The sequence below is a fragment of the Shinella sp. genome, from assembly GCF_035998705.1.
Lineage (GTDB): Bacteria > Pseudomonadota > Alphaproteobacteria > Rhizobiales > Rhizobiaceae > Shinella.
This window is the reverse complement of the sequence record NZ_DASYHH010000033.1, coordinates 292,106-317,664: the sequence shown is the minus strand read 5'-3', so window position 1 is coordinate 317,664 and position 25,559 is coordinate 292,106. Positions and strand designations below refer to the sequence as shown.

Sequence of the window (25,559 nt, the reverse complement as noted above, 5' to 3'; positions counted from 1 at the left end):
ATGTTAAAGCAAATGCAGAGACGCTGGGCGCCGGTCCTCTTCGTCTCGATTGCTGTCGTCGTGTTCAATGTGAGCGCCGCAGAGGCGAAACGCGTTGCACTGTTGATAGGCAATCAGAAATACGAAGAGACGGCCCAGCTCAACAACCCCGCGAACGATGTGGAGCTGATGCGCGCCTCGTTCGAGGCGGCGGGTTTCGATTCCGTCAAGACTGTGCTCGATCTCGACCGCGGCGCCATGGTGAAGGCGCTGCGCGAGTTTGAGGATGAGTCCGCCGATGCGGATATGGCGGTGGTCTACTATTCCGGCCACGCCATGGAGATGAACGGGGTCAACTATCTCATCCCCGTCGATGCGGCGCTGAAGAGCGACCGTGACGTCGAGGATGAAAGCGTGGCGATCGATCGCGTGCAGCGCTCGCTCGAAGGCGCCAAGAAGCTGAAACTCTTCATTCTCGACGCCTGCCGCAACAATCCGTTCTCGCAGTCGATGACGCGCTCGATCGGCACCCGTGCCGTGACCCGCGGTCTCGCCCGCGTCGAACCCGAATCGGCCGATACGCTGATCGCCTTCGCCTCGAAGGCCGGCACGGTGGCGCTCGATGGCGAGGGCAAGAACAGCCCGTTCGCCACCGCGCTGTCGAAATACCTGGTCGAACCGGGCCTCGACGTGCGCATCGCGCTCGGCAAGGTCCGCGACGAGGTGGTGGAAGCCACCAATCGCGAGCAGGAACCCTTCGTCTACGGCTCGCTCGGTGGCGCGCAGATCTTCCTGAACATCAAGGAAGTCAACATCAACGTCACCAACAGCGGCAACACGCAGGAGGTCTCGCCGAACGGCCAGTCCGAAGCGGCTGCCGACTGGCAGAACATTCGCGATCTCGCCGACGAGGACCTGATCGCCGCCTTCATCTCGAAGCACGGCAAGGATCCGGTCTACAAGATGCTGGCGGAAAAGAAGCTCGCCAGCCTCCAGGAGGCCACGCAGAACGACGGCCAGGATGCCGCGGGCATCGCTTGGGACGCTCTGAAGGAATCGACGGATGCGGCAGCGCTCCAGCGCTTCATCGAGCGTTATCCCGACAGCGCGCATCGCAGCAGCGCCGAACAGCTGATCGCCGCGCTTGAACCCAAGAAGGGACTCAGCGTCGATCTCGCCTCCAAGGAGACGCCGGCCTCGCGGGATTGCTTCCTGCTTGCCGGCGAACCGCAGTCGCTGCCGGGCTTCCTCGGCGTCAACTTCCTGAAGATCGATGCCAAGCGGGCGCTTTCCGCCTGCGCGCAGGCCGTCAACGAGAACCCGTCCGACGGCATGCTCGTCAACCTGCTCGGCCGCGCGCACGACGCCGACCGCAACTATGTCGAAGCCCGTCGCAACTACGAAAAGGCAATCGAGCTCGGCAACATGTACGCGCTCACCAACCTTGCCTGGTTCTCGGTCTACGGCACGGACGGCCCGATCGACGTGCCGAAGGGCCTGTCGATGTTCGAAAAGGCCTCGATCGCCGGCAATTCCTACGCCCAGGCATCGCTCGGCTGGCTCTACCGCGAAGGCTATGGCGGCACGCGCCAGGACTATAACGAAGCGGTGAAGTGGTATCAGCAGTCGGCCAACCAGGGTTATGCCAATGCCATGGCGACCATGGGCTGGTTCTACCGCGAAGGCCTCGGCGTTTCGCAGGACTACGTCCAGTCGCTGACCTGGTATCGCAAGGCTGCGGATGCCGGCGACGCAAACGCCATGTCCTCGCTCGGCTGGGCCTACCAGAACGGCCTCGGCACGGCGCAGGACTATGCGGAAGCCAAGGTCTGGTACGAGAAGGCCGCCAATATCGGCGATTCCTACTCGATGGCCTCGCTGGCCTGGCTCTATGACGTCGGCAACGGCGTGAAGCAGGACTATGTCGAAGCCCGCTACTGGTACGAGAAGGCTGCCAATTCCGGCAGCGCTTACGCCATGGGCAACCTGTCGCGTCTCTACGACCAGGGTCTCGGCACGCCGGCAGACGCCAAGGAAGCCGTCCGTTGGGCCGCTGCCAGCGTCGAAAGCGGCGATCCTGCCAAGCTGAAGGAACTCAAGGAAACCCCCGCGAACTTCACCGTCGCCTTCCGCAAGGAGATGCAAAGCCTCCTCAAGGAACGCGGTTATTACAGCGGTTCGGCCGATGGCGAATTCGGCGCGGCGACACTCGCCGCGATCGACAAGCTGGCCGCCGGCCGCAACGACAGCTCGTCGCTGTCGTCGTCGACGACGACCACCACCGACAACAGCCAGTCGACGGTCACGCTTTCCGGTTCGGATGCCGACCAGTGCTACGAACTTGCCGGCGAACCGAACCTGCGTCCGGGCTTCCTCGGAAAGCTCTTCGCGCAGATCGACTATGGCCGCGCGATCCCGGTCTGCGAAGCGGCGCTCAACGCCAATCCGTCGGACAACTCGATCCGCAACATGCTGGGCCGTGCCCACGACGCCGCAAAGAACTTCTCCAAGGCGCGTGAGCACTACCAGAAGGCGGCCGACGAGGGGAACCTCTACGCGCTGACCAACCTGGCCTGGTATTCGATCTACGGCACGGACGGTCCGGTCGACATGGCCAAGGGCATCCGCATGTTCGAGCAGGCCTCGAACGCCGGCAATCCCTATGCCCAGGCCTCTCTCGGCTGGCTCTACCGTGAAGGCTATAACGGCACGCGCAAGGACTATGACGAGGCCATCAAGTGGTATCGCAAGGGGGCAGAACAGGGTTATGCCAACGCGCAGGCCACGATGGGCTGGTTCTACCGCGAAGGCCTCGGCACGCAGCGTGACTATGCCGTCTCGCTCGACTGGTACATGAAGGGTGCAGAAGGCGGCGACATCAACGCGATGTCCTCCGTCGGCTATGCCTACCAGTCCGGCCTCGGCGTCGCGGTCGATTATGCCGAAGCCCGCAAGTGGTACGAGAAGGCGGCTGCCTTCAACGACTACTATTCGATGGCCTCGATCGGCTGGCTCTACGATGTCGGCAACGGCGTGAAGCAGGACTATGCCCAGGCCCGCGACTGGTACGAAAAGGCGGCAAACGGTGGCAACACCTATGCCATGGGCAACCTCTCCCGCCTCTACGACCACGGTCTCGGCACGCGCGCCAACGCCAAGGAAGCCGCCCGCTGGGCCGCAGCCAGCGTCGAAGGCGGCGACCAGGGCAAGCTCCAGGAACTCAAGGGTTCTCCGGCAAACTTCACGCCGCAGTTCCGCAAGGAGTTCCAGTCGATCCTCAAGGATCGCGGCTACTATAGCGGCCCGATCGACGGCGACTTCGGCGCATCGACGCAGAGCGCCATCGACCGGCTCGCCGCCCGCACCTGACGCCGGATCATCATCGGCAAGAAACCGCCAGCGACCACCGTCGCTGGCGGTTTTCGTTTGGGTGAAGAATCCTGCGCGGTTCGGTCCTTGTCGCCGCGCCGGTGATTCGGCCGAAGCGGACACGGTCTGGACCTGGCTGAACGATGCGCTGCCGCCTTGCCCGCGCCGCTAAAGTAAGGCCCTGAAATGAGAAATGCCGCACGCGTTGCTGGCGCGTGCGGCATGACAAGCTCGGGAGCGCCCCCAGTGCCGGGGGCGGAGCTTAGAGCAGGAAGTCGTTCGAATAGTAGCGCGTCAGGCCCGCGTCAATCTCGAAATCCGCGCGGCCGTCGCCATTGACGTCGCCGGAGATGATCGTGCCGGAATAGCGCAATTCGCCCGACGTGCCGGAAAACGCGTCCTTGCCGATGAAGGTGAAGGAGTTGTTGCCGCTTCTGTCGGTCCTGGCGTCGATGTCGCGCAGATCGATCACGTCGTCCTGGCTATCCGGCTTGAAGTCGTCGATGATGTCGCGCTGCGAGCCGACCTTGCTGTCGGAGGTGCGCAGGAAGCGGAACGTATCGGCGCCGGAGCCGCCGACGAGGAAGTCGTTGCCGCTGCCGCCGACCAAAAGGTCGTTGCCGGAGCCGCCGAGCAGGTCGTCATTGCCCGAGCCGCCATAGAGACGGTCGTTGCCGCTGTCGCCATACAGGTCGTCATTGCCGCTGTCGCCGTAGATGACGTCCTTGCCGGCACCGCCATAAAGCCGGTCATTGCCGCCGAGGCCTTCGAGCTGGTCGTTGCCGTTGCCGCCGCGCAGGATGTTGTTGCCGCCGGTGCCGATCAGCGTGTCGTTAGATTTGGTGCCTGTCGCATTCTCGATGCTCCGAAGCTCTTCGTTCCGGCCGCTGACCGCGCGCGCAAAACCCCGGTCGAGATCGACATAGATGCCGCGGCCTTCCTCGCTGCTCGAATCCTGCAGCGAGTAGTTGACCGTGTCGGTGCCGGAGCCGCCATTGAACGAATTGCGGTAGCCGACGGAATAGAAGGTGTCGTTTCCGGCGTCGCCCTTGTAGTCGCTGGCGAGCGTCTTCACTTCGAACCGGTCATTGCCGTCGCCGCCGCTGACGACGTCATATTCGCCGCTCGCCTTGGCCGCGCCGCTGTGTTTGTAGATGTCGTTGCCGGAGCCGAGGAAGATGTCGTTGCCGCCCTCGAAGCTGTTGCGCACGAGGTCGTTGCCGCTGCCGGCTTCCACATAGTTGAGGCCGCCACGGCTGTCGGTCCGGTTCAGAACAATCTCGTCATCGCCGCCATAGGTGTAGATTTCCACCTCGGTGCGCGAGTTCTGGACGACGTAATCATCGCCGTTCGTGCCTCTATATACAAACGCCATGTCCTCGTTCCTTTCTCACTCATCTGCTGTTGTCCGACGTTTAACGCCGGCAAGCTGAACCGCTCTTGAACAAAGTGGGGAGACAGAAGGCAATTTCGAGGCCGCCCGCGCGAAAAATTGCAAGGACGGGCGCCCGCCGCGCCGATTCCAGGCCGCAAACCCCGTTCCCGCCTGGCGGAAGGCGCGATATGTATAAAGCGCATGTTTGCGGGAAAAATCGAAAAAGCGCTTGATCGCTGAGGGCTTTGGCCCTATCAGGACCGCGAGCGGAGAGGTGGCCGAGTGGTCGAAGGCGCTCCCCTGCTAAGGGAGTATACCGGGAACGGTATCGAGGGTTCGAATCCCTTCTTCTCCGCCAGTCATTCCCCTATAGCGCATTGATTTTTCCATCTTGTGACGGACAATCAAGGCGCGATCCCCCACACACAGCTTTGGTATCGGTATCGACGCGCTGTTTCGCCGCTCCAATCGGATCCCCGGTCACCCTTTGCCTGATTCGCTTCTGCCAGGAGGCATCCAGCGTTCGACCGGTCGAGGACGCCGGAGCGGGCGGCGAAAGAGGCGGATGTGGTCGACCGGCAGTCACCGGACGCCTCGACGCCTCTATACCCGTCTCAAACTGTCCGTTCACGGCAGAATAGATTGCCTGTGCGGAACGTACATCCTGCAATGCTACGTAGCCATATGGAGACAGGCATGCGCGATATCGTTGTCAGAGCTTACAAGACCAGTGGCGGGCATGAATTGCTGGCCGTTATCCCTATCGACGGCGTGAGCCATGGTCTTGCGGACGGCCGAAACGCCGCCGACAGCGAGCTGGTCGCAATCGCAATGAGAGAGCTTCACGATCAGGGGCGCTTTTCAGCCGTCGAGATCGAGGCCTTTCGGTATAAAGTGGACCGTCCGCGATACCCCAACGCTCCGGAGCCCGATTCTGCCCCGTCTCCGGAGGCTGCGATATCTCTCGAACAACCGTCGGATCGCCCGAAGATGGGCTCGACCCGTGACGAGAAACAGTTTCGCGCGTGAACCGGATGCTTCTTCGCACTTCGCGTTCATCGGCAGCGCGTTTGGATATCAATCCAACGCCCCTTTTCCGGCTCTCTCTAAAGAAGAATGGATAGCGTCGTGTTGCCGGCCTGGTCAGCGCTATCGGCCGCATTGAGTGCGCCCGGTCCAATTCCTCCCGAGCATGCCGCGTGAATCACCCGAATCGACCGTGAAAACCGCCGCTGCCGATTCCCGCGTCCGGCTGTGCCGGCTCGGCCGCGGGTGAGGGCGGACACAGGAAAAATGCGTCGCCGCCACGTCAAAGTGCGGCCTTTGCCCTTATTTCGCCCGGTCTAAGGCAAGGTTATACCGCTGTCCTGCCGGGCTAAGTGCCCGCTTCATAAGGCCTTTTGTTAATGATCCATAAACTTTTAGCGATCCGGTCCGCCATTTTGTGTCCTTTGCGCAACAGCGCGTGGCGAAGGCTGACATAAACCCCACCTGCTTTCAGTTTGGAGATTGCTTACGGAAGCGCGTCTTGTATTTTCAGGTTCGGAAGCAGGGGCGGTTGATCGTCCGCTTCCTGAACTTGGGTATGGGGCAGGGAACGCTGTCCTTCAGCAAAAAACCCAGACCCGTTTGAAACTTTTTGACTGGAGGTCAGAAATGAACATTAAGAGCCTTCTTATCGGCTCCGCTGCTGCTCTCGCAGCAGTATCCGGCGCCCAGGCTGCCGACGCTATCGTTGCTGCTGAGCCGGAGCCGATGGAATACGTTCGCGTTTGCGACGCATTCGGCACGGGTTACTTCTACATTCCGGGTACCGAAACCTGCCTGCAGATCAGCGGCTACGTTCGTTTCCAGGTTGACTTCGCTGAAGACTCCGCTGGCGCAAACGGCGACGACTGGGGCTACCGCGCTCGTACCCGTGGTTACCTCTCGCTTGACGCCAAGAGCGACACCGAGCTCGGCACGCTGACCGGTCACATCGACCTTCAGGCCGACTCGCACCAGGACACGTTCCTTGACGGCGCATGGATCCAGCTCGGCGGCTTCAAGGCTGGTTACTTCTACACGGAATGGGATAAGGGCATCAACGGCGAGACTGACGTTCTCGACGGCGGTATCTTCAACATCATCGGCGGCGAAACGCTGCTGAATGCTGTATCCTACAAGTACGAAGGCGGCGCTTTCGCTGCTACCGTTGCTCTCGAATCCTTCGCAAACGCCAAGAACGGCTTTGTTGAATTCGAAGACGGCCTCGGCATCTCGGGTGTTGTCACCGGTTCGTTCGGCGCCGTAAGCGCTGACTTGCTCGGCTCGTACGACTTCGACGCTGAAGACGGCGCCATCCGCGGCCTCGTTTCCGCTGACGTCGGTCCGGGCACCCTGCAGGCTGCTGCTGTCTGGTCTTCGGGCGCAAGCCGTTACTGGGACGCTTCCGAGTGGTCGGTTGCTGCATCGTACAAGGCTAACCTCTCTGAAAAGCTGGCAATCACCCCCGGCTTCCAGTACTGGGGCACGCTTGACTACGACGCTTCCGGCGACTACCGCGGTAGCCGCGACGCTTGGCGCGCTGGCCTGACGCTCGACTACACGATCGTCACGGACCTCACCACCAAGATCAGCCTCCAGTACACCGATGTTGACAACGGCGTTGGCAACAAGGGCGCCGGTGGCGACCAGTGGTCGGGCTTCTTCCGTCTGCAGCGTTCGTTCTAATCTGATCTGACTTCTGTCAGTGATGGGAGACCCGGCTTTCGAGCCGGGTCTTTTTCGTTTTCGGCAAGGCGTCTTCCGGGCGCGCACGATGCTCTCCCGCTTGCGCTGGCGGTGCGGACGATGGCTTTGGCGGGTTCGTCGAGCCGTCAGAATCCGGCGAGGAACGCCTGGACCGACGGGAAGACGGTGGCGTGGTGCAGGAGAGGGGCGTGGCCCTGGCCGAGTGCGGCCACGGTTTTGACCGTTGCGACCTCGGCGGCCATCCGGGCGAGCGTCCGCTCGGAGAAGAGCCGCGAATGTTCGCCGCGCACGACGAGCAGCGGTTTTTTCGCCAGAAGCTCGAATTGCGGCCAGAGGGTCGCCAGGGGTTTCGAGAAGTCGATGGCCTGCAATTGCTCCGTCAGTTTCGGATCGTAGTCGGGGACGAGCCGGCCTTGCTTTTCCGCATAGATCGCTTCCGCCATGTCGCGCCAATCGGCGGGGGAAAGGGCGGGGAAGGACGCGCCATGGATGTCGCGAAGCAGATCGGCGGCTGCGTCAAAATCCTCCGGGACGGAGCGCCCGGAGAGATAGTCGCGAATATCCCTGAGACCGTCCGCCTCGATTTCCGGACCGATATCGTTGAGAATCGCACCAGCGATGAGATCCGGCTTTACCGCCGCCATGACGTGCAGGATGAGCCCACCGCGCGAGGTGCCGGCAAAGAGACACCGGGCAAGGCCGAGCGCCGTGCAGACGGTGATGACATCCCGGCACTCGACAGCAACATGGTAGTTCGCCGCATTCTCGTCATAGCCGGAAAGCCCGCGGCCGCGATAGTCGAGCGCGATGACCCGGCGCGGTGCGACGGGATCCTGCGAGACGAGCAGGGCAAGCTGGTGGAAATCGCGGACATTGCGGCTGAGACCGGGCAGGCAGACGAGCGGCAGCCGCCTGGTGTCCGGTCTTGCCGGATAGTCGCGCGCATGAAGCGTCAATCCGTCTTCGGCCGGGAAGAAGCGGCTTTCAAAGTCATTCATGTTTCTGCATCCGCCTGAGCGATGGGAAGGACGTTCAGCGTAGAGCGGCCGCTTGCCGAGGGCAAGATGCGGCCCACCGGTCGCTTACCGGCCGAAGCTCAGGTCGTGCACGATATCGGCCTTCTGGCCGAGGCGGGTCTTGTAGACCTGATAATTCTCCATGACCCGCTGCACATAGCCGCGCGTCTCGGAGAAGGGGATGCGCTCGATCCAGTCGACCACCTCGTCGATCGGCTTGCCGCGCGGGTCGCCGTAACGCGCGATCCACTGCGGCACACGGCGCGGGCCGGCATTGTAGGCGATGAAGGTCAGCACATACGAGCCGCCGAAATCGTCGATCTGCTCGCCGAGATAATGCGCGCCGAGCGTGGCGTTATAGGCGGCGTCCGTTGTCAGCCGCTCCTTGGAATAGGCAAGCCCGTAGCGTTTCGCCACACCCTGCGCGGTGCCCGGCATCAGTTGCAGCAGGCCTTGCGCATTGGCGGGAGAGACCGCGGCCGGGTTGAAGGCGCTCTCCTGGCGCGCGATGGCATAGGCGAGCGCCTTGCCGGAGCCGGATATATTGGCCCCATCGGGGATGACGCCGATCGGAAAGGCGAGTGCGGCGACATCGATGCCGCGCCCGAAGGCGATCTTGCCGATCTGCAGGGAAAGCTGGTGGTTGCCGCCCTTTTCCGCCTGCGCGGCGAGAAGGGCGAGTTCGCCGGGGCTCATCAATTCGCCGGCGAGTGCCCGATACAGGCTTTCGCCGCGCCAACCATGGCCGGCCGCCTGCAACCGGGCGATCGCCTGCACGGCTTCACGCTCATGGAATCGGGCGCGCTCTTCCGGGGTCGGCGTCGGATAGGCGACGTTCAGCGCCGTGCGGCCGAGCCTTGCGCCGGCAAGCTGGCCATAGAAGGTGCCGGGGAAATTCGCCGCCTTGGCGAAATAGTCCTTCGCCTCGGCCGGGTTGGCCTTTTCCGCTGCGCGGCCGAGCCAGTACCAGGCGCGCGATACCGAAAGCGGGCGATCGGAGGCTTGCAGGATACGCTGGAAATGGCTTGCCGCGGTCTTCGCATCGCCGAGATCGCGCAACGCATACCAGCCGGCGTGGAACTCCGCCTCGACGATATCCGTCGGATCGTCCGCGCCATGCCGCGCGGCGACGCGGTAGGCATCCTTGTAATCACCGAGATCGGCAAGGCCGCGGCTGACGATGCGCTGTTCGTTCCACCAGGCGCCGGGATTGATCAGGCGCGCCGGGTCCTCCGGCATGGCGGTGAAGAGTTTTGCCGCCGCGCGGTATTCCTCCTGGTTGCGCAGGTGCCGGATGCGCAGGAACGTATAGGCCGGGTCCTTCTGCCAGCCGGCATCGACGGCCTTGATCAGCGTGCCGGCCGTCTTGTTCTTGCGGATGACGGCCGCCCAGGCGCGATAGAGCGATTGCGCCTTGCCGAGGTCGCCAAAACGCTGCGCCTGGTCGGCACGGTCGCGGTAGAGCAGCATTTCCATGCGCATCTTGTGGTCGCTGGTGGTGAGCAGCGTGCCGAACTCCTCGAGCGCCTTCTCCTCGAATTCCTTGGAAAGCGTCTCCTTCTGCCAGAAGGACCGCAGGATTTCGGTGGCGCGTGCCGCATCACCGGTCGCCACCAGCGCACGGCAGAGCACAAGGGCACCTTCCGCGGTTTCCGGCCGCGTCGTGCCGAAGGCGGCGAGCACGTCGGCACTCGCCGGGTTCTCGCGGGCAAGGGCGCGCTCGGAATTGGCGCGCAGCGCCGTAAGCCCCGGCCAACCCTTCAGTTCCCGCTGCGCGCTGGCGATTTCCCAGGAGGGCACGCCGCGCTGGCCGGAGACGGCAATCGCCCAGGTCAGGATATGGCGGTCGAGACTGTCGGAGGAGAGGCGGTTGCGCGCGACGATCGCGGCCGCCGCATCGCGGTTCGACAGCGCGTCGAGCCCCTCGCGCAGTGCCGCGCTCACCGGCTGCACGCTGTCCGTGCGCGGAATGGCGTTGGTGATGATGTCCTTCGACGGCATTTCGGCGGCAAAGCCGAGCGGTTTTACCGAGGAGGTCGTGATGTTGTCCGCTTCCACGGGCGAGGAGCGCAACGCAAGGCCGGCCGCTCCGGCAAGCAGCAAGGCGCAAAGGGCAAAACTGTTTCTCGAGATCATGTCACATCCCGGATGCCTGACAGGCGGCACATCGGAACCGTCTCTTCCCGCCTGATCTTTGACAATCATTAACCCTTTATTGCCTTAACGAAACCTTACCGGCCGCGCTCACTATGCCGTGAAGGCGGCTGACATGCAGGCGACGGATCACGCGGCACGAATATTCGTCGCTTGCCGCATGCTTTCGCCTTGATCATGCATGAAAAACGCCCCTCGCGGCGCTTGCCGCATGACTGTCACATGATTATTGTGCGGCAGTTTTTAACCACGGAATACGGCCAAAGCATGTAAGCCCCAGGGCGGCTCTGGTCTCAGGAGTTCTCGATGTTCAAGGGATCCATTCCCGCTCTCGTCACCCCGTTCACCGATGCCGGCGCTGTCGACGAAGACGCGTTCGCCGCGCATGTCGAATGGCAGATCAGCGAAGGCAGCCACGGCCTCGTGCCGGTCGGCACCACCGGCGAATCGCCGACGCTGTCGCATGACGAGCACAAACGGGTGGTGGAACTCTGCATCAAGGTGGCTGCCGGCCGCGTTCCGGTCATCGCCGGTGCCGGCTCGAACAACACCAGGGAAGCGATCGATCTCGCCCTGCACGCCGAAAAGGCGGGCGCGGACGCGGTCCTCGTGGTGACGCCCTACTATAACAAGCCGACGCAGAAGGGCCTTTTCGCCCATTATGCGGCGATTGCCCAAAGCGTGAAGCTGCCGATCGTCATCTACAACATTCCCGGCCGCTCGGTAGTCGACATGTCGCCCGAGACGATGGGCGCGCTGCACAAGGCGCATCCGTCGATCGTCGGCGTCAAGGATGCGACGGGCAAGATCGAGCGCGTCTCCGAACAGCGCATCACCTGCGGCAAGGGTTTCGTCCAGCTTTCCGGCGAGGATGCGACCGCGCTCGGCTTCAACGCCCATGGCGGCGTCGGCTGCATCTCGGTCACGGCCAATGTCGCGCCGCGGCTCTGTGCGGAATTCCAGGAGGCGACGCTTGCCGGCGATTACGCCAAGGCGCTGGAATATCAGGACAAACTGATGCCGCTGCACAAGGCGATCTTCATCGAGCCGGGGCTTTGCGGCGCGAAATATGCGCTGAACCGCACGCGCGGCCTGAACCGCTTCGTGCGCTCGCCGCTCATCCCGACCCTGGAGCCGGCGACGGAGGCCGCGATCGACGCGGCGCTTCGCCATGCCGGCCTTTTGAACTGATATGATAACAAAACCCCGTCCAGCGACGCCCAAAACAACGCCCAGGAAGCCATCGACGATCAAGAAGATCGTGGCGGAAAACCGCAAGGCCCGCTTCAACTACGAGATCATCGATACGTTCGAGGCCGGCATCGTGCTGACCGGCACGGAGGTCAAATCGCTGCGCGAAGGCAAGGCGAACATCGCGGAATCCTACGCCTCGGACGAGGGCGGCGAGATCTGGCTGATCAATTCCTACCTGCCGGAATATCTCCAGGCAAACCGCTTCAACCACGAGACGCGCCGGCGCCGCAAGCTCCTGCTCTCCAAGCGCGAGATCAATCGCCTGCGCATCGCGATCAACCGGGAAGGCATGACGCTCGTGCCGCTGAAGGTCTACTTCAACGATGTCGGCCGGGCGAAACTCGAACTCGCGCTCGCCAAGGGCAAGAAGCTGCACGACAAGCGCGAGACCGAAAAGGAACGCGACTGGAATCGCCAGAAGGGCCGCCTGCTGCGCGATCGCGGCTGACGGCCTCTTATTGGGTATTCTTCCTTAGAACTGGTTGTAAAGCTGCGCGATAACGGACTGGCGCGCCGTGCGGGCGAGTTGTTCGTTGCTGGCTTCCGCCGGCACGTCCGGCGAGGCGGCCGGGTTGGTGCTCGGCGTGCGCGGCGTCAGGAACGACGACATAAGGCTGTTGAGATCGGTGCTTTCGATCGCAAGGCGCGCGGTCGGGTTGCGGCCGTTGCTGACGCGCTGGTCGGTCGTCGCCTGGGCGGGCGGCACGGCATAGGCGGGCAGGGCGGAAATTCCCGGCAGGCCGCTCGGCGCATAGAGGAAGCTGAGATCGCCGATGTCCTCGGCCGCCTGCGAAGGCGTCGAAACCTGGGTAACCGGCTGCGGTGCCGCGAGCGCGGCAAGGGCGACGACGGCCGGACGGGTCTCGAGCGCGGCCGAAACTCCCCGGTAGCTGGTTGCCGAAAGCGATACTGCGTCCACCATTGCCCCGATATTCCAATGCGAAATGACTGTCCGGTATCGGGAATATCAGGGGAGTCTTGAGGAAGCTTAAGGGCTGGCCGGCCTACTTGATTCAATGTTTAACGAAGCCTTGCAACACCGGGTTTTCCGGGGCTTCCCTGCCTTCCGAAAAGAAAAACCCCGGTCGCAGGCGGCCGGGGCTCTCTGTTCCGTTCCGGCGCGTGCGCCTATTCGGCGACGTTTTCGACCGGCTCCACATTGCGCTGCGGGCGCTCGGAGGGGTCGCGACCGATTTCGGCTCTCAGCGATCCGAGGTCGATGAAATAGTCGGCCTGGCGGCGCAGGTCGTCGGCGATCATCGGCGGCTGGGTCTGCATGGTGGAGACGACGGAGACCTTGCGGCCCCTGCGCTGCAATGCCTCGACCAGCGTGGTGAAATCGCCGTCGCCGGAGAAGATGACGAGATGGTCGACCGTCTCCGACTGCTCCATCGCGTCGATGGCAAGCTCGATATCCATGTTGCCCTTGATCTTGCGGCGGCCGAGCGAGTCGGTGAATTCCTTGGCGGGCTTGGTAACGACCTTGTAGCCGTTATAGTCGAGCCAGTCGATCAGCGGGCGGATGGAAGAATATTCCTGGTCTTCGATCAGTGCCGTGTAGTAATAGGCGCGCAGCAGGTAGCCGCGTTTCTGGAAGGCTTTGAGAAGCTTCCTGTAATCGATGTCGAATCCGAGAGTTCTGGACGCCGCATAGAGATTTGCACCGTCGATGAAGAGGGCGATTTTCTCGCGGGGGTCGAACATAGTGCGCAATCCTTTAAGTAGACGTTGATGTAAACGGTTGAGCTCAGGCCAAGTATCAGCCCGCCCGGATGCACGACCCGGTTGAATTAACTCTCTTTCATATAATCTTCATTTAGGGCAGTACGGCGTGCTTTCCAAGCAAATCTAGGTTGCGGCTGTCATTTTTCCGATCGGTATCGTTTCAGTAAAACGGCCATCGCGCGAATTGGAAAATAGTTCCCGCGCCTTACCCTATTTGTCGGATATTTCGGCTTTTTACCTACCGTTAGGGGAGGCATCAATCACAAGTTACATGGGCAGCCTTACGACACGCGCCGTTGCCCGGGGATAAGGAAAAACTTGAATTTTCCGTCCATTGGCTGTATCGGGCATGCAAACTCCTGAAATTCTCGATCACAAAGGACAGGCAATGGCCCGTGTCACCGTTGAAGATTGCATTGACAAGGTAGACAACCGCTTCGAGCTGGTTCTTCTTGCAAGCCATCGCGCCCGCCTCATTTCGCAGGGCGCCGCCATCACCATCGACCGCGACAACGACAAGAACCCCGTCGTGGCGCTGCGCGAGATCGCCGACGAGCGGCTCTCGCCGGACGACCTCAAGGAAGACCTGATCCACTCGTTGCAGAAGCATGTCGAAGTGGACGAGCCCGAACCCGATCCGGCAAGCCTTGCCGCCGACAGCGCAGGCACGACGGCGACCGCCGATGAGGACGAGGACCAGCCGGAAACCATCACCTTCGACCGCATGTCGGAAGAAGAGCTGCTGGCCGGCATCGAAGGCCTCGTGCCGCCGGAAAAGAGCGACGACTATTGAGGTAGGAATTAGCCGGTAGGCAGTAGGCGGTAGGGAAGACGGGCGAGCAGGCCGGGCCCCTATTGCCTAATCCCTACTGCCTACCGCCTTTTTATATTGCGAATGTCGGTGCGCCCCTCTTAAGGTCGGGGCGCACTTTTTTTTGCCCGGCGCTGGACCGGGAAGGAGCCGACCGAGAATGATGCGTCAATATGAACTCGTCGAACGGGTTCAGAAATACAAGCCGGAAGCCAACGAGGCGCTGCTGAACAAGGCCTATGTCTATGCGATGCAGAAACATGGCCAGCAGAAGCGCGCGAGCGGCGACCCCTATATCTCGCATCCCCTCGAAGTCGCCGCCATCCTGACCGAAATGCGCCTCGACGAATCGACGATCGCGGTCGCGCTGCTGCACGACACGATCGAGGACACCAGTGCCACGCGCGCGGAAATCGACGAACTGTTCGGCGAGGATATCGGCGCGCTGGTCGAAGGCCTCACCAAGATCAAGAAGCTCGACCTCGTCTCCAAGAAGGCCAAGCAGGCGGAAAACCTGCGCAAGCTGCTGCTGGCGATTTCCGACGACGTGCGCGTGCTCTTGGTGAAACTCGCCGACCGGCTGCACAATATGCGCACGCTGGACCACATGACGCCGGAAAAGCGCGCCCGCATCTCGGAAGAGACGATGGACATCTATGCGCCGCTCGCCGGCCGCATGGGCATGCAGGACATGCGCGAGGAACTGGAAAACCTCTCCTTCCGCCACATCAATCCGGAAGCCTTCGAGACCGTCACGCGCAAGCTGGAGGAACTCTCCCAGCGCAACGAGGGCCTTATCCGCAAGATCGAGGACGAATTGCGCGAGTTGCTCGTCGTGAACGGTCTCGAGGATGCGCTGGTGAAGGGCCGCCAGAAGACGGCCTATTCGGTGTTTCGCAAGATGCAGTCGAAGTCGCTGTCCTTCGAGCAGCTTTCCGACGTCTATGCCTTCCGCATCCTCGTCGACGACATTCCCGGCTGTTACGCCGCACTCGGCATCGTGCACACGCGCTGGCGGGTCGTGCCGGGCCGCTTCAAGGACTATATCTCGACGCCGAAGCAGAACGACTACCAGTCGATCCACACGACGATCGTCGGCCCGTCGCGCCAGCGCATCGAGCTGCAGATCCGCACCAAGCGCATGCACGAGATCGCCGAATACGGCATCGCCGCCCATTCGCTCTACAAGGACAAGGAGGGCACGAACGGCGAGGAGCGCACCCGCTCGCCGCGCTCCAACGCCTACGCCATGCTGCGCCGGACGATCGAATCGCTGGCGGAGGGCGACAATCCGGAAGAGTTCCTCGAACATACCAAGCTCGAACTCTTCCAGGACCAGGTCTTCACCTTCACCCCGAAGGGCCAGCTGATCACCCTGCCGCGTGGCGCCACACCCATCGACTTCGCCTATGCGGTGCACACCAATATCGGCGACACCTGCGTCGGCGCCAAGATCAACGGCCGAATCATGCCGCTGGTCACCCGCCTCAACAACGGCGACGAGGTGGAAATCATCCGCTCCGGCATCCAGGTGCCGCCGCCGGCCTGGGAAGAGATCGTCGTCACCGGCAAGGCGCGCGCCGCCATCCGCCGCGCCACCCGCGCCGCGGTGCGCAAACAATATTCCGGCCTCGGCTACCGCATCCTGGAGCGCACCTTCGACCGTGCCGGAAAATCCTTCTCCCGCGACGGGTTGAAGCCGGTGCTGCACCGGCTCGGCCACAAGGACGTCGAGGACGCCATCGCCGCCGTCGGGCGCGGCGAGCTTTCCTCGCTCGACGTGCTGCGCGCCGTCTTCCCGGATTACCAGGACGAGCGCGTCACCGTGAAGCCGAGCTCCGACGACGGCTGGTTCAACATGCGCAGCGCCGCCGGCATGGTCTTCAAGCTGCCCGGCAAGACCAAGGCGGCGCTGGCGGAGGCCGCAAGCGAGACCGGTCCAGAGGCTTTGCCGATTCGCGGCCTCTCCGGCAATGCCGAGGTGCATTTCTCCTCCGGCGGTGCCGTGCCGGGCGATCGCATCGTCGGCATCATGGAAAAGGACAAGGGCATCACCATCTACCCGATCCAGTCGCCGGCGCTGCAAAAGTTCGACGACGAGCCGGAGCGCTGGATCGACGTGCGCTGGGACTTGGACGAAGCCAACAACAACCGCTTCATGGCGCGCATCATGATCAACGCGCTGAACGAGCCCGGCACGCTTGCCGAAGTCACCCAGACGATCGCCACCAGCGACGTCAACATCCGCTCCATGTCGATGACGCGGGTGGCGGCCGATTTCACCGAGGTGCATATCGATCTCGAGGTCTGGGATCTCCGCCAGCTCAACCAGCTGATGGGCCAGCTCAAGGAACTTCAGTGCGTCTCGACGATCAGCCGGGTCTTTGCATGACGGTTTCTATGCAAAAATGTGGCACCCTGCCTCGATTGAGGCAGGTTTGCCCAAGTTTTGACCAGTCGTTATGCGCGGTTTGCATGGCTGCAATGGAATAGTGTCGCTGGTATCTTCGCGCTGATAAGCTATCTTCTGTCTCGGGAGGTCAACCGATACGAGGTTTACCATGCTGAAGCAGTTCAAGAGTTTTGCCCGCGCCCTGCGCATCCCTTCGAGCGAAGACCGCGAAAACGCCTATCTCAACGGCGCCATCGACCGGATCGACCTGGAATACCGCCAGCGTCAGATCGACCGCGGCCTCTTCCGCAAGAGCTACTGATAATCTGACCGGATCATGTGGCGCAGCCCCGCTTGCGCCACGGTGACCGCGCGCCTCGGCACCATGAGGGTGTCATCCAGGCGCCATTGAAATGCCACTAACGGATCGGCTATGTCTGGGCGATGTTGTTCAGACGCCGAAAGAAGGCCACCTGGCCCGACCGATTGCGCGAATTCTTCTGGCCGCGCAAGGGGTTGACGCGTCCCGCGCGCTACCTCGCCAAGCGAATCCTGCGTCTGTCCGCGTCGCCGCACGCGGTTGCCGCGGGGGTTGCGGCCGGCACTTTTTCCGCCTTCACGCCGCTTCTCGGTTTTCACGTCATCCTGGCGCTGGCGCTCGCCTATCTCTTCGCCGGCAATCTGCTGGCGGCCGCGCTTGCGACGACCATCGCCAACCCGCTCACCATTCCCCTGATCGCGCTTGCGACCTTCCGGCTCGGCGAGGTGCTGCTCGGCATCCAGTCCGCGGAAGCGGTCACGGCGGCCGAGCTCTTCCGTCGGCTGGAACATCTCCAGCTTTCCGAGCTGTGGCAGCCGGTGCTGAAGCCGATGCTGACCGGCGCCGGCGTTCTCGGCCTCGCGACCGCGGCGCTTGCCTATGGCGCGACGCGTTTTGCCGTGCGCTCCTTCAAGGCGCGGCGCCATGCGCGCCTCCTGGAACGCGCCGGCCTCGCCCCCATCCTTTCTTCCGGAGACAAGTCCCCATGATCATCGGCATCGGCAGCGATCTCATCGACATCCGCCGGGTGGAGAAGTCGCTGGAGCGGTTCGGCGAGCGTTTCACCCAGCGCTGCTTCACCGAGATCGAGCGGGCGAAATCCGACCGTCGCAGGAACCGCGCGGCCTCCTATGCCAAGCGTTTCGCCGCCAAGGAGGCCTGTTCCAAGGCGCTCGGCACGGGGCTGGCGCAGGGCGTGTTCTGGAAGGACATGGGCGTCGTCAACCTGCCGGGCGGCAAACCGACCATGAAGCTCACCGGCGGTGCGCTGGAACGGCTGAAGCAGATGATGCCGGAAGGCCACGAGCCGCGCATCCACATCACCATCACGGACGACTTCCCGCTGGCACAAGCTTTCGTGATCATCGAGGCGCTGCCGGCCGGAACGCCTGGATAGGATGTGATTTGCTGGCGAACCTTTCCCTACCCACTGACGTCATCCTCGGGCTTGACCCGAGGATCCACGCGGCACCGCGGCCGTGGATGGTCGGGTCAAGCCCGACCATGACGGAGGAGAGGTTGGCGGGCTTTGCCAGAGGTTCGCGCCCGGATAACCGGCGCCCCGCGTCTTTTTGACCGACACGATTTCCAACACGCAACCTTTCCTCTATAGAGGGCCCCATGTTTGCAGATAAGGACAGATCCGGCGTGGCAGAGAAGACTGAGAAGGCCCAGAGCGGCCTGTGGGAAAACGTCAAGGTCATCGTTCAGGCGCTGCTGCTCGCCGTGGTGATCCGCACCGTGCTTTTCCAGCCCTTCACCATCCCGTCGGGCTCGATGATGCCGACGCTGCTCGTCGGCGACTATCTCTTCGTCAACAAGTTCTCCTACGGCTATTCGAAATATTCGCTGCCGTTTTCGCCGAACCTGTTTTCCGGCCGCATCTTCGCGAGCGAACCGACGCGCGGCGACATCGTCGTCTTCCGTTTCCCGCCGAACCCGGACATCGACTATATCAAGCGCCTCGTCGGCCTGCCGGGCGACCGTGTCCAGGTGCGCGACAGCGAGCTCTACATCAACGGCGTGGCGGTGAAGCGCGAGCAGAACGGCTTCTTCCGTGCCGACGACCAGTACGATACCGGCGAAGACGTGCCGGTCTTCCGCGAGACGCTCGATACGGGCACGACCTACGATACCTTGGACACGCGCCCCGGCACCGTCGGCGACAACACGCGCGAGTTCATCGTTCCCGAAGGCCATTATTTCATGATGGGCGACAACCGCGACAACTCGGCCGACAGCCGTTTCGACGTCGGTTTCGTTCCGGCGGAAAACCTGATCGGCCGCGCAAGCCTGATCTTCTTCTCGCTCGGCAACGACACCTCCTTCAGCGAAATCTGGAAGTGGCCGACGAATCTGCGCTGGGACCGCCTCTTCAAGGTCGTTGAATGAAGGGCGCCATCCCGCTGAACGACGCGAACCGCAAGGTTCTCGAAGAGCTGATCGGTTACGCCTTCACCGACAAGGACCGTCTCGACCGCGCGATCACGCATGCCAGCGCCCAGTCGGGCAAGGGCAGCAATTACGAGCGGCTGGAGTTCCTCGGCGACCGCGTGCTCGGGCTCTGCATTGCCGAGATGCTGTTCCGCACCTTTCGCGAGGCGAAGGAGGGCGAGCTTTCCGTGCGCCTGAACCAGCTGGTCAGCGCCGAAAGCTGTGCCGCGGTCTCGGACGATCTCGAACTGCACCGCTTCATCCGCACCGGGGCGGATGTGAAGAAGCTCACCGGAAAAGCCATGCTGAATGTGCGCGCCGATGTGGTAGAGTCGCTGATCGCCGCGATCTATCTCGATGGCGGGCTCGAAGCGGCGCGGGGGTTCATCCTGCGCAACTGGCAGGACAGGGCGGCCCGCGCCGAAGGGGCGCGGCGCGACGCCAAGACGGAATTGCAGGAATGGGCGCATGCCAGGTTCGGCCTGACGCCGCACTACCGGGTGGACGAGCGCTCCGGACCGGATCATGATCCCCGCTTCACCGTGACGGTTGAGGTCAAGGGCGTGAAGCCGGAAACCGGCATCGACCGCTCGAAACGGGCCGCCGAACAGGCGGCCGCGACAAAGATTTTGGAACGCGAAGGCGTCTGGCCCAAGAGCAACGCCGCGGATTGACGGATACCATGACCGAAGAAAACACAAACCCCGCCGAGGACAGCACGAACGGCGTGGGCCCGACCCATTCGGGCTTCGTCGCCCTGATCGGTGCGACCAATGCCGGCAAGTCGACGCTGGTCAACCGCCTCGTCGGCGCCAAGGTGTCGATCGTCAGCCACAAGGTGCAGACGACGCGCGCCATCGTGCGCGGCATCGCCATCCACAACAATGCGCAGATCGTCTTCATGGACACGCCCGGCATCTTCAAGCCGCGCCGAAGGCTCGACCGCGCCATGGTGACGACCGCCTGGGGCGGTGCCAAGGATGCCGATTTCATCATGTTCCTGATCGACAGCGAGCGGGGCCTGAAGGGCGATGCGGAAAAGATCCTGGAGGGCCTGAAAGAGGTCCACCAGCCGAAAATCCTCGTGCTGAACAAGGTCGACCGGGTGAACCCGGAGGACCTCCTGAAGCTGACGGCCGCGGTGAACGAGGTCGTGTCCTTCGAGCGCACCTTCATGGTCTCGGCGCTGACCGGATCGGGCTGCGACGACGTCATGGACTACCTGGCCGCCGCGCTGCCGGAAGGCCCGTGGTACTATCCGGAAGACCAGATCTCCGACCTGCCGATGCGCCAGCTCGCAGCCGAGATCACCCGCGAAAAACTCTTCCTGCGCCTGCACCAGGAGCTGCCCTATTCCTCGCATGTCGAGACGGAGAACTGGGAGGAGCGCAAGGACGGCTCGGTGCGCATCGAGCAGGTCATCTATGTCGAGCGCGACAGCCAGAAGAAGATCGCGCTCGGCAAGAACGGCGACGCGATCAAGGCGATCTCGATGGCGTCCCGCAAGGAACTGTCGGAAATCCTCGAACAGCCCGTGCACCTCTTCCTCTTCGTGAAGGTGCGCGAGAACTGGGGCGACGACCCGGCCCGCTTCCGCGAGATGGGCCTCGATTTCCCGACGTCGTGACGGCTTACGGCCGCGCCTTGATGGCGGGGCCGACCTCCAGGATGCGGTTCGTCCAGATATAGCCGGGGAATTGTGCCGGCAGGTCTTCCACCTGTTCGGCCGTGTCGATGCCGGCCGAGCCACTGCCGCCGGAATAGGGGCCGACGAGAATGACGTCGCTGCCGGCGTCGCGCATGCGGGTCATGAAGCGGTTCGGCCAGCCCCAGAGCAGCCAGGCATAGTTGCTCGGCACCGGCACCAGCGTGTTGCGGCAGGCCTCCGGCACATAGCCGATCCAGCCGCTGGCGAGGTAGTGCAGCAGGCAGTCCTTGGCCGATTTTCCGGTATAGCCCTTGAGGCCGGGCAGGGCGGCGCGCGCCGCATCCGTCGGCTCGCCCCCGCCAAAGACGCCGAAGGTTTTTTCGCGCCAGGCCGGGTTGGCGTTCAGCAGCGCCGCGAGCGCTTCGCCTTCCTCCGCCCGCCGGCTCTTGAAATTGATCAGCAGCCGGCCCGCCGGATTGGCGGCGAAGATGTCCTCCAGCATCGGCATCTGCCCGACGCCCTTGCCGCGGAACGGATAGGTCTTGCCGCCATCCGCCGTATAGCCGTAGCCGATGTCGAGCGTCTTCAGCACCGCGCTGTCGATCTCTTCGGTCACGCCCTTGCCGTTCGTGCGGCAGTCGAGCGTCCAGTCGTGGAAGACCGCGAATTTCCTGTCCGGCGTCAGGTGCACGTCGATCTCGACGACCGCGGCGCCGGCCGCAAAGGCGGCCTGCATGCCGGCGATGGTGTTTTCCAGATAATCGTGTGTCGGCGGGTCGATCAGCGTCGCCGTGCAGGTGTCGTTCTCGACCTCTTCATGGCCAAACGTCTGGTGGGCGCCGCGGTGCGCCAGAAGCTTCGTCTCGCCCTCCGGTGCGCTGGCAATCAGCGAACTGTTGAAGGACCAGACGAGAAGCGCGAGGCCCAGCACGAAGATCGGCGTGTTTTTCATGAAATTCCTCCCGTAACCCCATCACAGGGATAGGGGCTCGCGGGAGGCTCGGCAAGTCGTGCAATCTGGTCAGGCGCTGGCGCGGCGGTCGGGCGTCTGTGCGGCCTCGCGGGCCTTTTCGACGAGCCGCTGCATCGCCCAGATGCCGATCTCTTCCAGCGTCAGGGGACGGCTGATGAGATAGCCCTGGTAGAGATCGCAGCCGGCGGCGGCGAGCAGCGCCATCTTCTCCGTCGTATCGACGCCCTCGGCGATCACCGACATGTCCTGCGCATGGCAGAGCGCGACGAGGGCGCGCAGCGTCGGCAGCGCTGCGGAACGCGTCAGGCTTTCGACCAGCTCGCGGTCGAGCTTGATGGTCTCGGCCGGATATTCGATGATCTGCTGCACCGAGGTATAGCCGGCACCGAAATCGTCGATCGAAATACGGAAGCCGCGGGCACGCAGAATCTCGATGTTGCGGCGGGACTGTTCGCCAAGCTTCACCGCGAAGGTCTCGGTGAGTTCGATCTCGATCATGCGCGCATCGATGCCGTGCCTATCGGCGCATTCGCAGAAATGATCGCTGATCGACTTGGTATAGAGTTCCGCCGACGAGATGTTGATGCAGAGGATCGTCTCGGGGCCGAAAAGCTTGCGGATATGGCTGTGCTCCGACATCGCCTGGTCGATCACCCACCAGTCGATCTTGCTGAACAGGCCGGTGGTCTCGGCAATCGGGATGAACTCGTCCGGCGTGACGCGGCCGAGCACCGGCGAGGTCCAGCGCAGCAGCGCCTCGCAGCCCGTCACCTTGCCGTGGCCATCGACGATCGGCATGTAGACGAGGTGGAATTCCCGGTCCGGATCGAGGACGCGAAGTTCCTCCTCGATGCGGCGCTGGCGGTTGCGTTTTTCGTGCAGCGAGCGGGAATAGCGCGCCGAGCCGTTCTTGCCCTGGGATTTCGCCTGGTACATCGCCGCGTCGGCATGGGCCACCAGTTCCGGCAGCGTGCGGGCATCTTCCGGATAGACCGCGATGCCGATGCTGGCGGTGACCGGATAGGCCTTGTCCAGCACCTCGAAGCCTTCGCCGAAGAGCGCCAAGATATCGCCCGAGATTTCCGTGATCGTGCCGCCGCCCGGCTGGCAGCGCAGCATGATGGCGAATTCGTCGCCGGAAAGCCGGGCGAACAGGCCATTCGGCAGGCCGCGTTCGGTGACGACGCGCTCGACGATGGCGGAGATGCGGTCGGCAAGCGTCTTCAACAGCTCGTCACCGATCTTGTGGCCGTGTTTGTCGTTGACGAACTTGAAATTGTCCACGTCGATGAACAGCAGCGTGCAGCCGATATCCTCGGCTTCGGCCTCTTCGAGGATCTGCGTCGAGCGGATGTTGAAATATTCGCGGTTGCTGATGCCGGTCAGCGTGTCCGTCCAGGACGCGTTCTGCACCAGGTCGAAGGACCGCATCGAATGGTCATGCAGCCGCTTGACGTTTGCCGAAAGGCGGCCGATCTCGCCGGGTTCGTTCATCTCGGGCAGGGCGCTGCGGCTGCCGGTCATCACGTCGGTGAGCTGGCGGTCGAGGCTGGCGATCGGATTGGTGATGTAGCGCCGCACCAGGCCGAGCACGAGGATGATCGTGCAGAGGCTGAGCGCGATGGCGCCGAGCGCCAGCAGCGATTTCAGCGTCCACAGCCGGTTTTCGAGGAAGGCCGGATCGGGCGTCAGCCGCGCGAAGAGCGAAGGGCTGAGCATCGCGGTCGCCGAAAGCGAGCCTTCGGCCAGAAGCTGGTGCTGCCCGATTTCGATCGTCGCGCCATATTCCTTTTCCAGCGCCCGCTTCGTGTCGAGGAAGAGTTTTGGCCGGACCGCCGTCTGCACCAGGATCGCGCCCTTCTTGGCGCTGGCGACCGGGCGGTTGAAGGTCAGCGGGTCGATGAATTCCGAATGCACGATCAGCGGCTCGATGCCGGCCGTGTTGAGATAGGCCCAGGAGGAGAGCCGCGGGCTGTCGATGACCTGCCTTGCATGCTCGATCTGCTGCGGCGTGATCTCGGCGAACGGATCGTCGCTGTCCTCGAAATAATAATCCACCGTCAGCGGCGGACGGATGATCGCGACCGAGATGAAGCGCTTGCGGTCGTCGGTGAGCGAGGTGATGCTCTGCTGCAAGCGCACGCCGAGCGCGGTGTTGCGATAGGCGGCATCCGGCTCGTTGACGAAGAGGCGCACGGCGCCGCCCTCGACGAGCGAATAGATGAAACTTCGGTTCTGCGTCACCTCGTTCTGGAAGACCGCGGTGAGCAGGCCCATCTGCTGCCACAGGCGCGCGCGCTCGAGCGCGAGGATCGATGAGCCCTGCACATAGTAGATCAGCGCGGCGGCGAGCACGTAACCTGCCAGCACGACCGGGAATATGAGGGAGAGGGCGCGTTTTCCGAGCGTCACTGATTCTGGGCCAGACTGCTGATGATGCGGCGGCGGGCCTGGACCGATTGAACGGTCAGTTCCTCCTGAAGCTGGCTTTTCGCCAGGATTTCCGGTGCTGCATAGATTTCGGGATTGGACCGCATGTCTTCCGGCAGCAGGGCGAGTGCGGCCGTGCTTGCGGTCGGCATGTTGAGCTTGACGGCGTTGCGCGCGCCGTTCTTGGCATTGCTGATATAGTCGACAAGCTTCAGCGCGAGGTCCTTGTTCGTCGAGCGCGCGCTGACGGAGATGCAGTCGAGCCAGGAAAGCGTGCCTTCCTTCGGCACGACATAACGCCAGAGGCCGGGCGAGGAGACCTTGTCGTTCAGCGTATACTGGTCGCCGCTATAGCCGAGCGCCATGTGGATGTTCGGGCCCTTGTCGGCGCTCTGGATCGAGGTGATCACGTAATCGTAGGTGAGCACATAGGGCGCCTGCGCCTTCATCAGCTCGTAGGCCGCTTTCAGCGTCTCGTTGTCATTGGCGTTCACCGATTTGCCGAGCAGCACCAGCGGCCCGACAAAGGCCTCGGCGTGGTCGTCGTACATGGCGATATGGCCGCGCAGGCTTTCGGTCGGGCGCATGATGTCCGCCCAGGAGGTCGGCGGCGTGGTGATCTTGTCGGAGCGGTAGAGAATGCCCATCGTGCCCCAGAGATAGGGCACGCCATAGCCGCCGCAGCGCTTGGTCCAGTCGGCGGCATAATCCACAAGCGCCGGCACGTTTTCAGCATCGAGCGCCATGATGACGCCGCGGTTGCCATAGAGCTTGGCGCCGTTCTCGTTGGTCACGACCACGTCGACATTGCTGTTCGGATCGGCGAGGATTTCGTCGCGCGCGTCCCCGCTGTCGTAGAAGATCTGACGCACCTCGATGCCCGTCTCGGCCGCCCAGTCGGTGAGGATCTGCTCATCGATATAGGATTCCCAGATGAGCAGGTTGAGCGGTGCCGCATGCGTCGGCCCGGCCGTGGCGAGGGCCGCCAGTGAAACTGCTGCAAGAAATGTTGCGCGCATGCCGAAGGCCCCATTGCAGTTGCGTGCGGGCAGGATAGTCGGCAAGACTTTATGAAGGGTTACAACCAGTAAGCCTGTATTCACGTCAGCTCAACCCTGGCACAGTTCTGCCGCCTGCCACCGGGCGTGATATATATTGTGGACGTGGCCGCCGGTCCGTGGGCTTTCGGTTGGTCTGCCGGGGGCCGCGCACTATGGTCGCCGCCCG

At 63.0% G+C, this 25,559-nt stretch carries 21 protein-coding genes and 1 tRNA gene; 14 read left to right on the top strand and 8 right to left on the bottom strand.

Annotated elements, in window-relative coordinates; all coding sequences use genetic code 11:
- The gene (locus tag VGN93_RS29775; RefSeq protein ID WP_327510479.1) at positions 1-3,348 is read left to right on the top strand and encodes a caspase family protein; all 3,348 of its coding nucleotides are present in this window, start codon (positions 1-3) and stop codon (positions 3,346-3,348) included.
- Positions 3,349-3,610: 262 nt separating this feature from the next.
- Here the strand turns inward: VGN93_RS29775 and VGN93_RS29770 are convergent, their stop codons facing one another.
- Positions 3,611-4,723 carry a calcium-binding protein gene (locus tag VGN93_RS29770; protein WP_327510478.1) on the bottom strand — a complete coding sequence of 371 codons (1,113 nt, stop codon included), beginning with the start codon at positions 4,721-4,723 and terminating at the stop codon, positions 3,611-3,613.
- Positions 4,724-4,991: 268 nt separating this feature from the next.
- On the opposite strand from VGN93_RS29770, the gene VGN93_RS29765 reads away from it, so the two are divergent.
- From VGN93_RS29765 to VGN93_RS29755, 3 genes are all read left to right on the top strand, one after another.
- Positions 4,992-5,081: transfer RNA gene (locus tag VGN93_RS29765), tRNA-Ser, on the top strand.
- 338 nt (positions 5,082-5,419) lie between these two features.
- Complete coding sequence (locus VGN93_RS29760; protein ID WP_327510477.1) at positions 5,420-5,752, top strand: hypothetical protein; 333 nt, start codon at positions 5,420-5,422, stop codon at positions 5,750-5,752.
- Between the two features lie 627 nt (positions 5,753-6,379).
- Positions 6,380-7,435: a porin gene (locus VGN93_RS29755; RefSeq protein ID WP_327510476.1), complete on the top strand. Its 1,056-nt coding sequence runs from the start codon at positions 6,380-6,382 to the stop codon at positions 7,433-7,435.
- 146 nt (positions 7,436-7,581) lie between these two features.
- Here VGN93_RS29755 and VGN93_RS29750 read toward each other — a convergent pair whose 3' ends face one another.
- The gene (locus VGN93_RS29750) at positions 7,582-8,454 is read right to left on the bottom strand and encodes an alpha/beta hydrolase (protein WP_327510475.1); all 873 of its coding nucleotides are present in this window, start codon (positions 8,452-8,454) and stop codon (positions 7,582-7,584) included.
- Positions 8,455-8,538: 84 nt separating this feature from the next.
- Positions 8,539-10,608, bottom strand: a complete 2,070-nt coding sequence (locus VGN93_RS29745; protein WP_327510474.1) for a lytic transglycosylase domain-containing protein — start codon at positions 10,606-10,608, stop codon at positions 8,539-8,541.
- A 324-nt stretch (positions 10,609-10,932) separates the two neighbouring features.
- Between VGN93_RS29745 and dapA the strand changes: the two genes are divergently transcribed.
- Both dapA and smpB read left to right on the top strand, forming a co-directional pair.
- Entirely contained in the window at positions 10,933-11,817 is an 885-nt protein-coding gene (gene dapA, locus VGN93_RS29740) for a 4-hydroxy-tetrahydrodipicolinate synthase (protein WP_327510473.1), read from the top strand.
- A 1-nt stretch (position 11,818) separates the two neighbouring features.
- Positions 11,819-12,328: an SsrA-binding protein SmpB gene (gene smpB, locus VGN93_RS29735; protein WP_327510472.1), complete on the top strand. Its 510-nt coding sequence runs from the start codon at positions 11,819-11,821 to the stop codon at positions 12,326-12,328.
- A 24-nt stretch (positions 12,329-12,352) separates the two neighbouring features.
- Here smpB and VGN93_RS29730 read toward each other — a convergent pair whose 3' ends face one another.
- A complete protein-coding gene (locus VGN93_RS29730; protein WP_327510471.1) occupies positions 12,353-12,802 on the bottom strand; it encodes a hypothetical protein in 450 nt (149 codons plus the stop codon).
- A 206-nt stretch (positions 12,803-13,008) separates the two neighbouring features.
- On the bottom strand, positions 13,009-13,584 hold the full coding sequence (locus VGN93_RS29725) for an NYN domain-containing protein (protein ID WP_327510470.1): 576 nt from the start codon (positions 13,582-13,584) through the stop codon (positions 13,009-13,011).
- A 409-nt stretch (positions 13,585-13,993) separates the two neighbouring features.
- Between VGN93_RS29725 and rpoZ the strand changes: the two genes are divergently transcribed.
- The 8 genes from rpoZ (at position 13,994) to era (ending at position 20,908) form a co-directional block, all read left to right on the top strand.
- Positions 13,994-14,398 carry a DNA-directed RNA polymerase subunit omega gene (gene rpoZ, locus VGN93_RS29720; protein ID WP_319311239.1) on the top strand — a complete coding sequence of 135 codons (405 nt, stop codon included), beginning with the start codon at positions 13,994-13,996 and terminating at the stop codon, positions 14,396-14,398.
- 178 nt (positions 14,399-14,576) lie between these two features.
- On the top strand, positions 14,577-16,808 hold the full coding sequence (locus tag VGN93_RS29715; protein ID WP_319311241.1) for a bifunctional (p)ppGpp synthetase/guanosine-3',5'-bis(diphosphate) 3'-pyrophosphohydrolase: 2,232 nt from the start codon (positions 14,577-14,579) through the stop codon (positions 16,806-16,808).
- Positions 16,809-16,977: 169 nt separating this feature from the next.
- Positions 16,978-17,130 (top strand): DUF3563 family protein, encoded by a 153-nt coding sequence (locus VGN93_RS29710; protein WP_319311243.1) that lies wholly within the window; start codon positions 16,978-16,980, stop codon positions 17,128-17,130.
- A gap of 122 nt (positions 17,131-17,252) precedes the next feature.
- Complete coding sequence (locus VGN93_RS29705) at positions 17,253-17,837, top strand: DUF2062 domain-containing protein (RefSeq protein WP_327510469.1); 585 nt, start codon at positions 17,253-17,255, stop codon at positions 17,835-17,837.
- On the top strand, positions 17,834-18,244 hold the full coding sequence (gene acpS, locus VGN93_RS29700) for a holo-ACP synthase (protein WP_319311246.1): 411 nt from the start codon (positions 17,834-17,836) through the stop codon (positions 18,242-18,244). Before VGN93_RS29705 ends, acpS begins: the two co-directional genes overlap by 4 nt.
- 251 nt (positions 18,245-18,495) lie before the next feature.
- Positions 18,496-19,239 (top strand): signal peptidase I, encoded by a 744-nt coding sequence (gene lepB / locus VGN93_RS29695; RefSeq protein ID WP_327510468.1) that lies wholly within the window; start codon positions 18,496-18,498, stop codon positions 19,237-19,239.
- The gene (gene rnc, locus VGN93_RS29690) at positions 19,236-19,955 is read left to right on the top strand and encodes a ribonuclease III (RefSeq protein ID WP_327510467.1); all 720 of its coding nucleotides are present in this window, start codon (positions 19,236-19,238) and stop codon (positions 19,953-19,955) included. Before lepB ends, rnc begins: the two co-directional genes overlap by 4 nt.
- An 8-nt stretch (positions 19,956-19,963) precedes the next feature.
- Positions 19,964-20,908, top strand: coding sequence for a GTPase Era (gene era, locus VGN93_RS29685; RefSeq protein ID WP_327510466.1), 945 nt, complete (start codon positions 19,964-19,966; stop codon positions 20,906-20,908).
- Between the two features lie 4 nt (positions 20,909-20,912).
- On the opposite strand, the gene VGN93_RS29680 is transcribed toward era, so the two are convergent.
- From VGN93_RS29680 to VGN93_RS29670, 3 genes are all read right to left on the bottom strand, one after another.
- Positions 20,913-21,881 (bottom strand): glycerophosphodiester phosphodiesterase family protein, encoded by a 969-nt coding sequence (locus tag VGN93_RS29680; protein WP_327510465.1) that lies wholly within the window; start codon positions 21,879-21,881, stop codon positions 20,913-20,915.
- A 69-nt stretch (positions 21,882-21,950) separates the two neighbouring features.
- Positions 21,951-24,314 carry a bifunctional diguanylate cyclase/phosphodiesterase gene (locus tag VGN93_RS29675; protein WP_327510464.1) on the bottom strand — a complete coding sequence of 788 codons (2,364 nt, stop codon included), beginning with the start codon at positions 24,312-24,314 and terminating at the stop codon, positions 21,951-21,953.
- Positions 24,311-25,351, bottom strand: coding sequence for a spermidine/putrescine ABC transporter substrate-binding protein (locus VGN93_RS29670; protein WP_327510463.1), 1,041 nt, complete (start codon positions 25,349-25,351; stop codon positions 24,311-24,313). The genes VGN93_RS29675 and VGN93_RS29670 overlap by 4 nt, the downstream gene beginning before the upstream one ends.
- Positions 25,352-25,559: the final 208 nt, after the last annotated feature.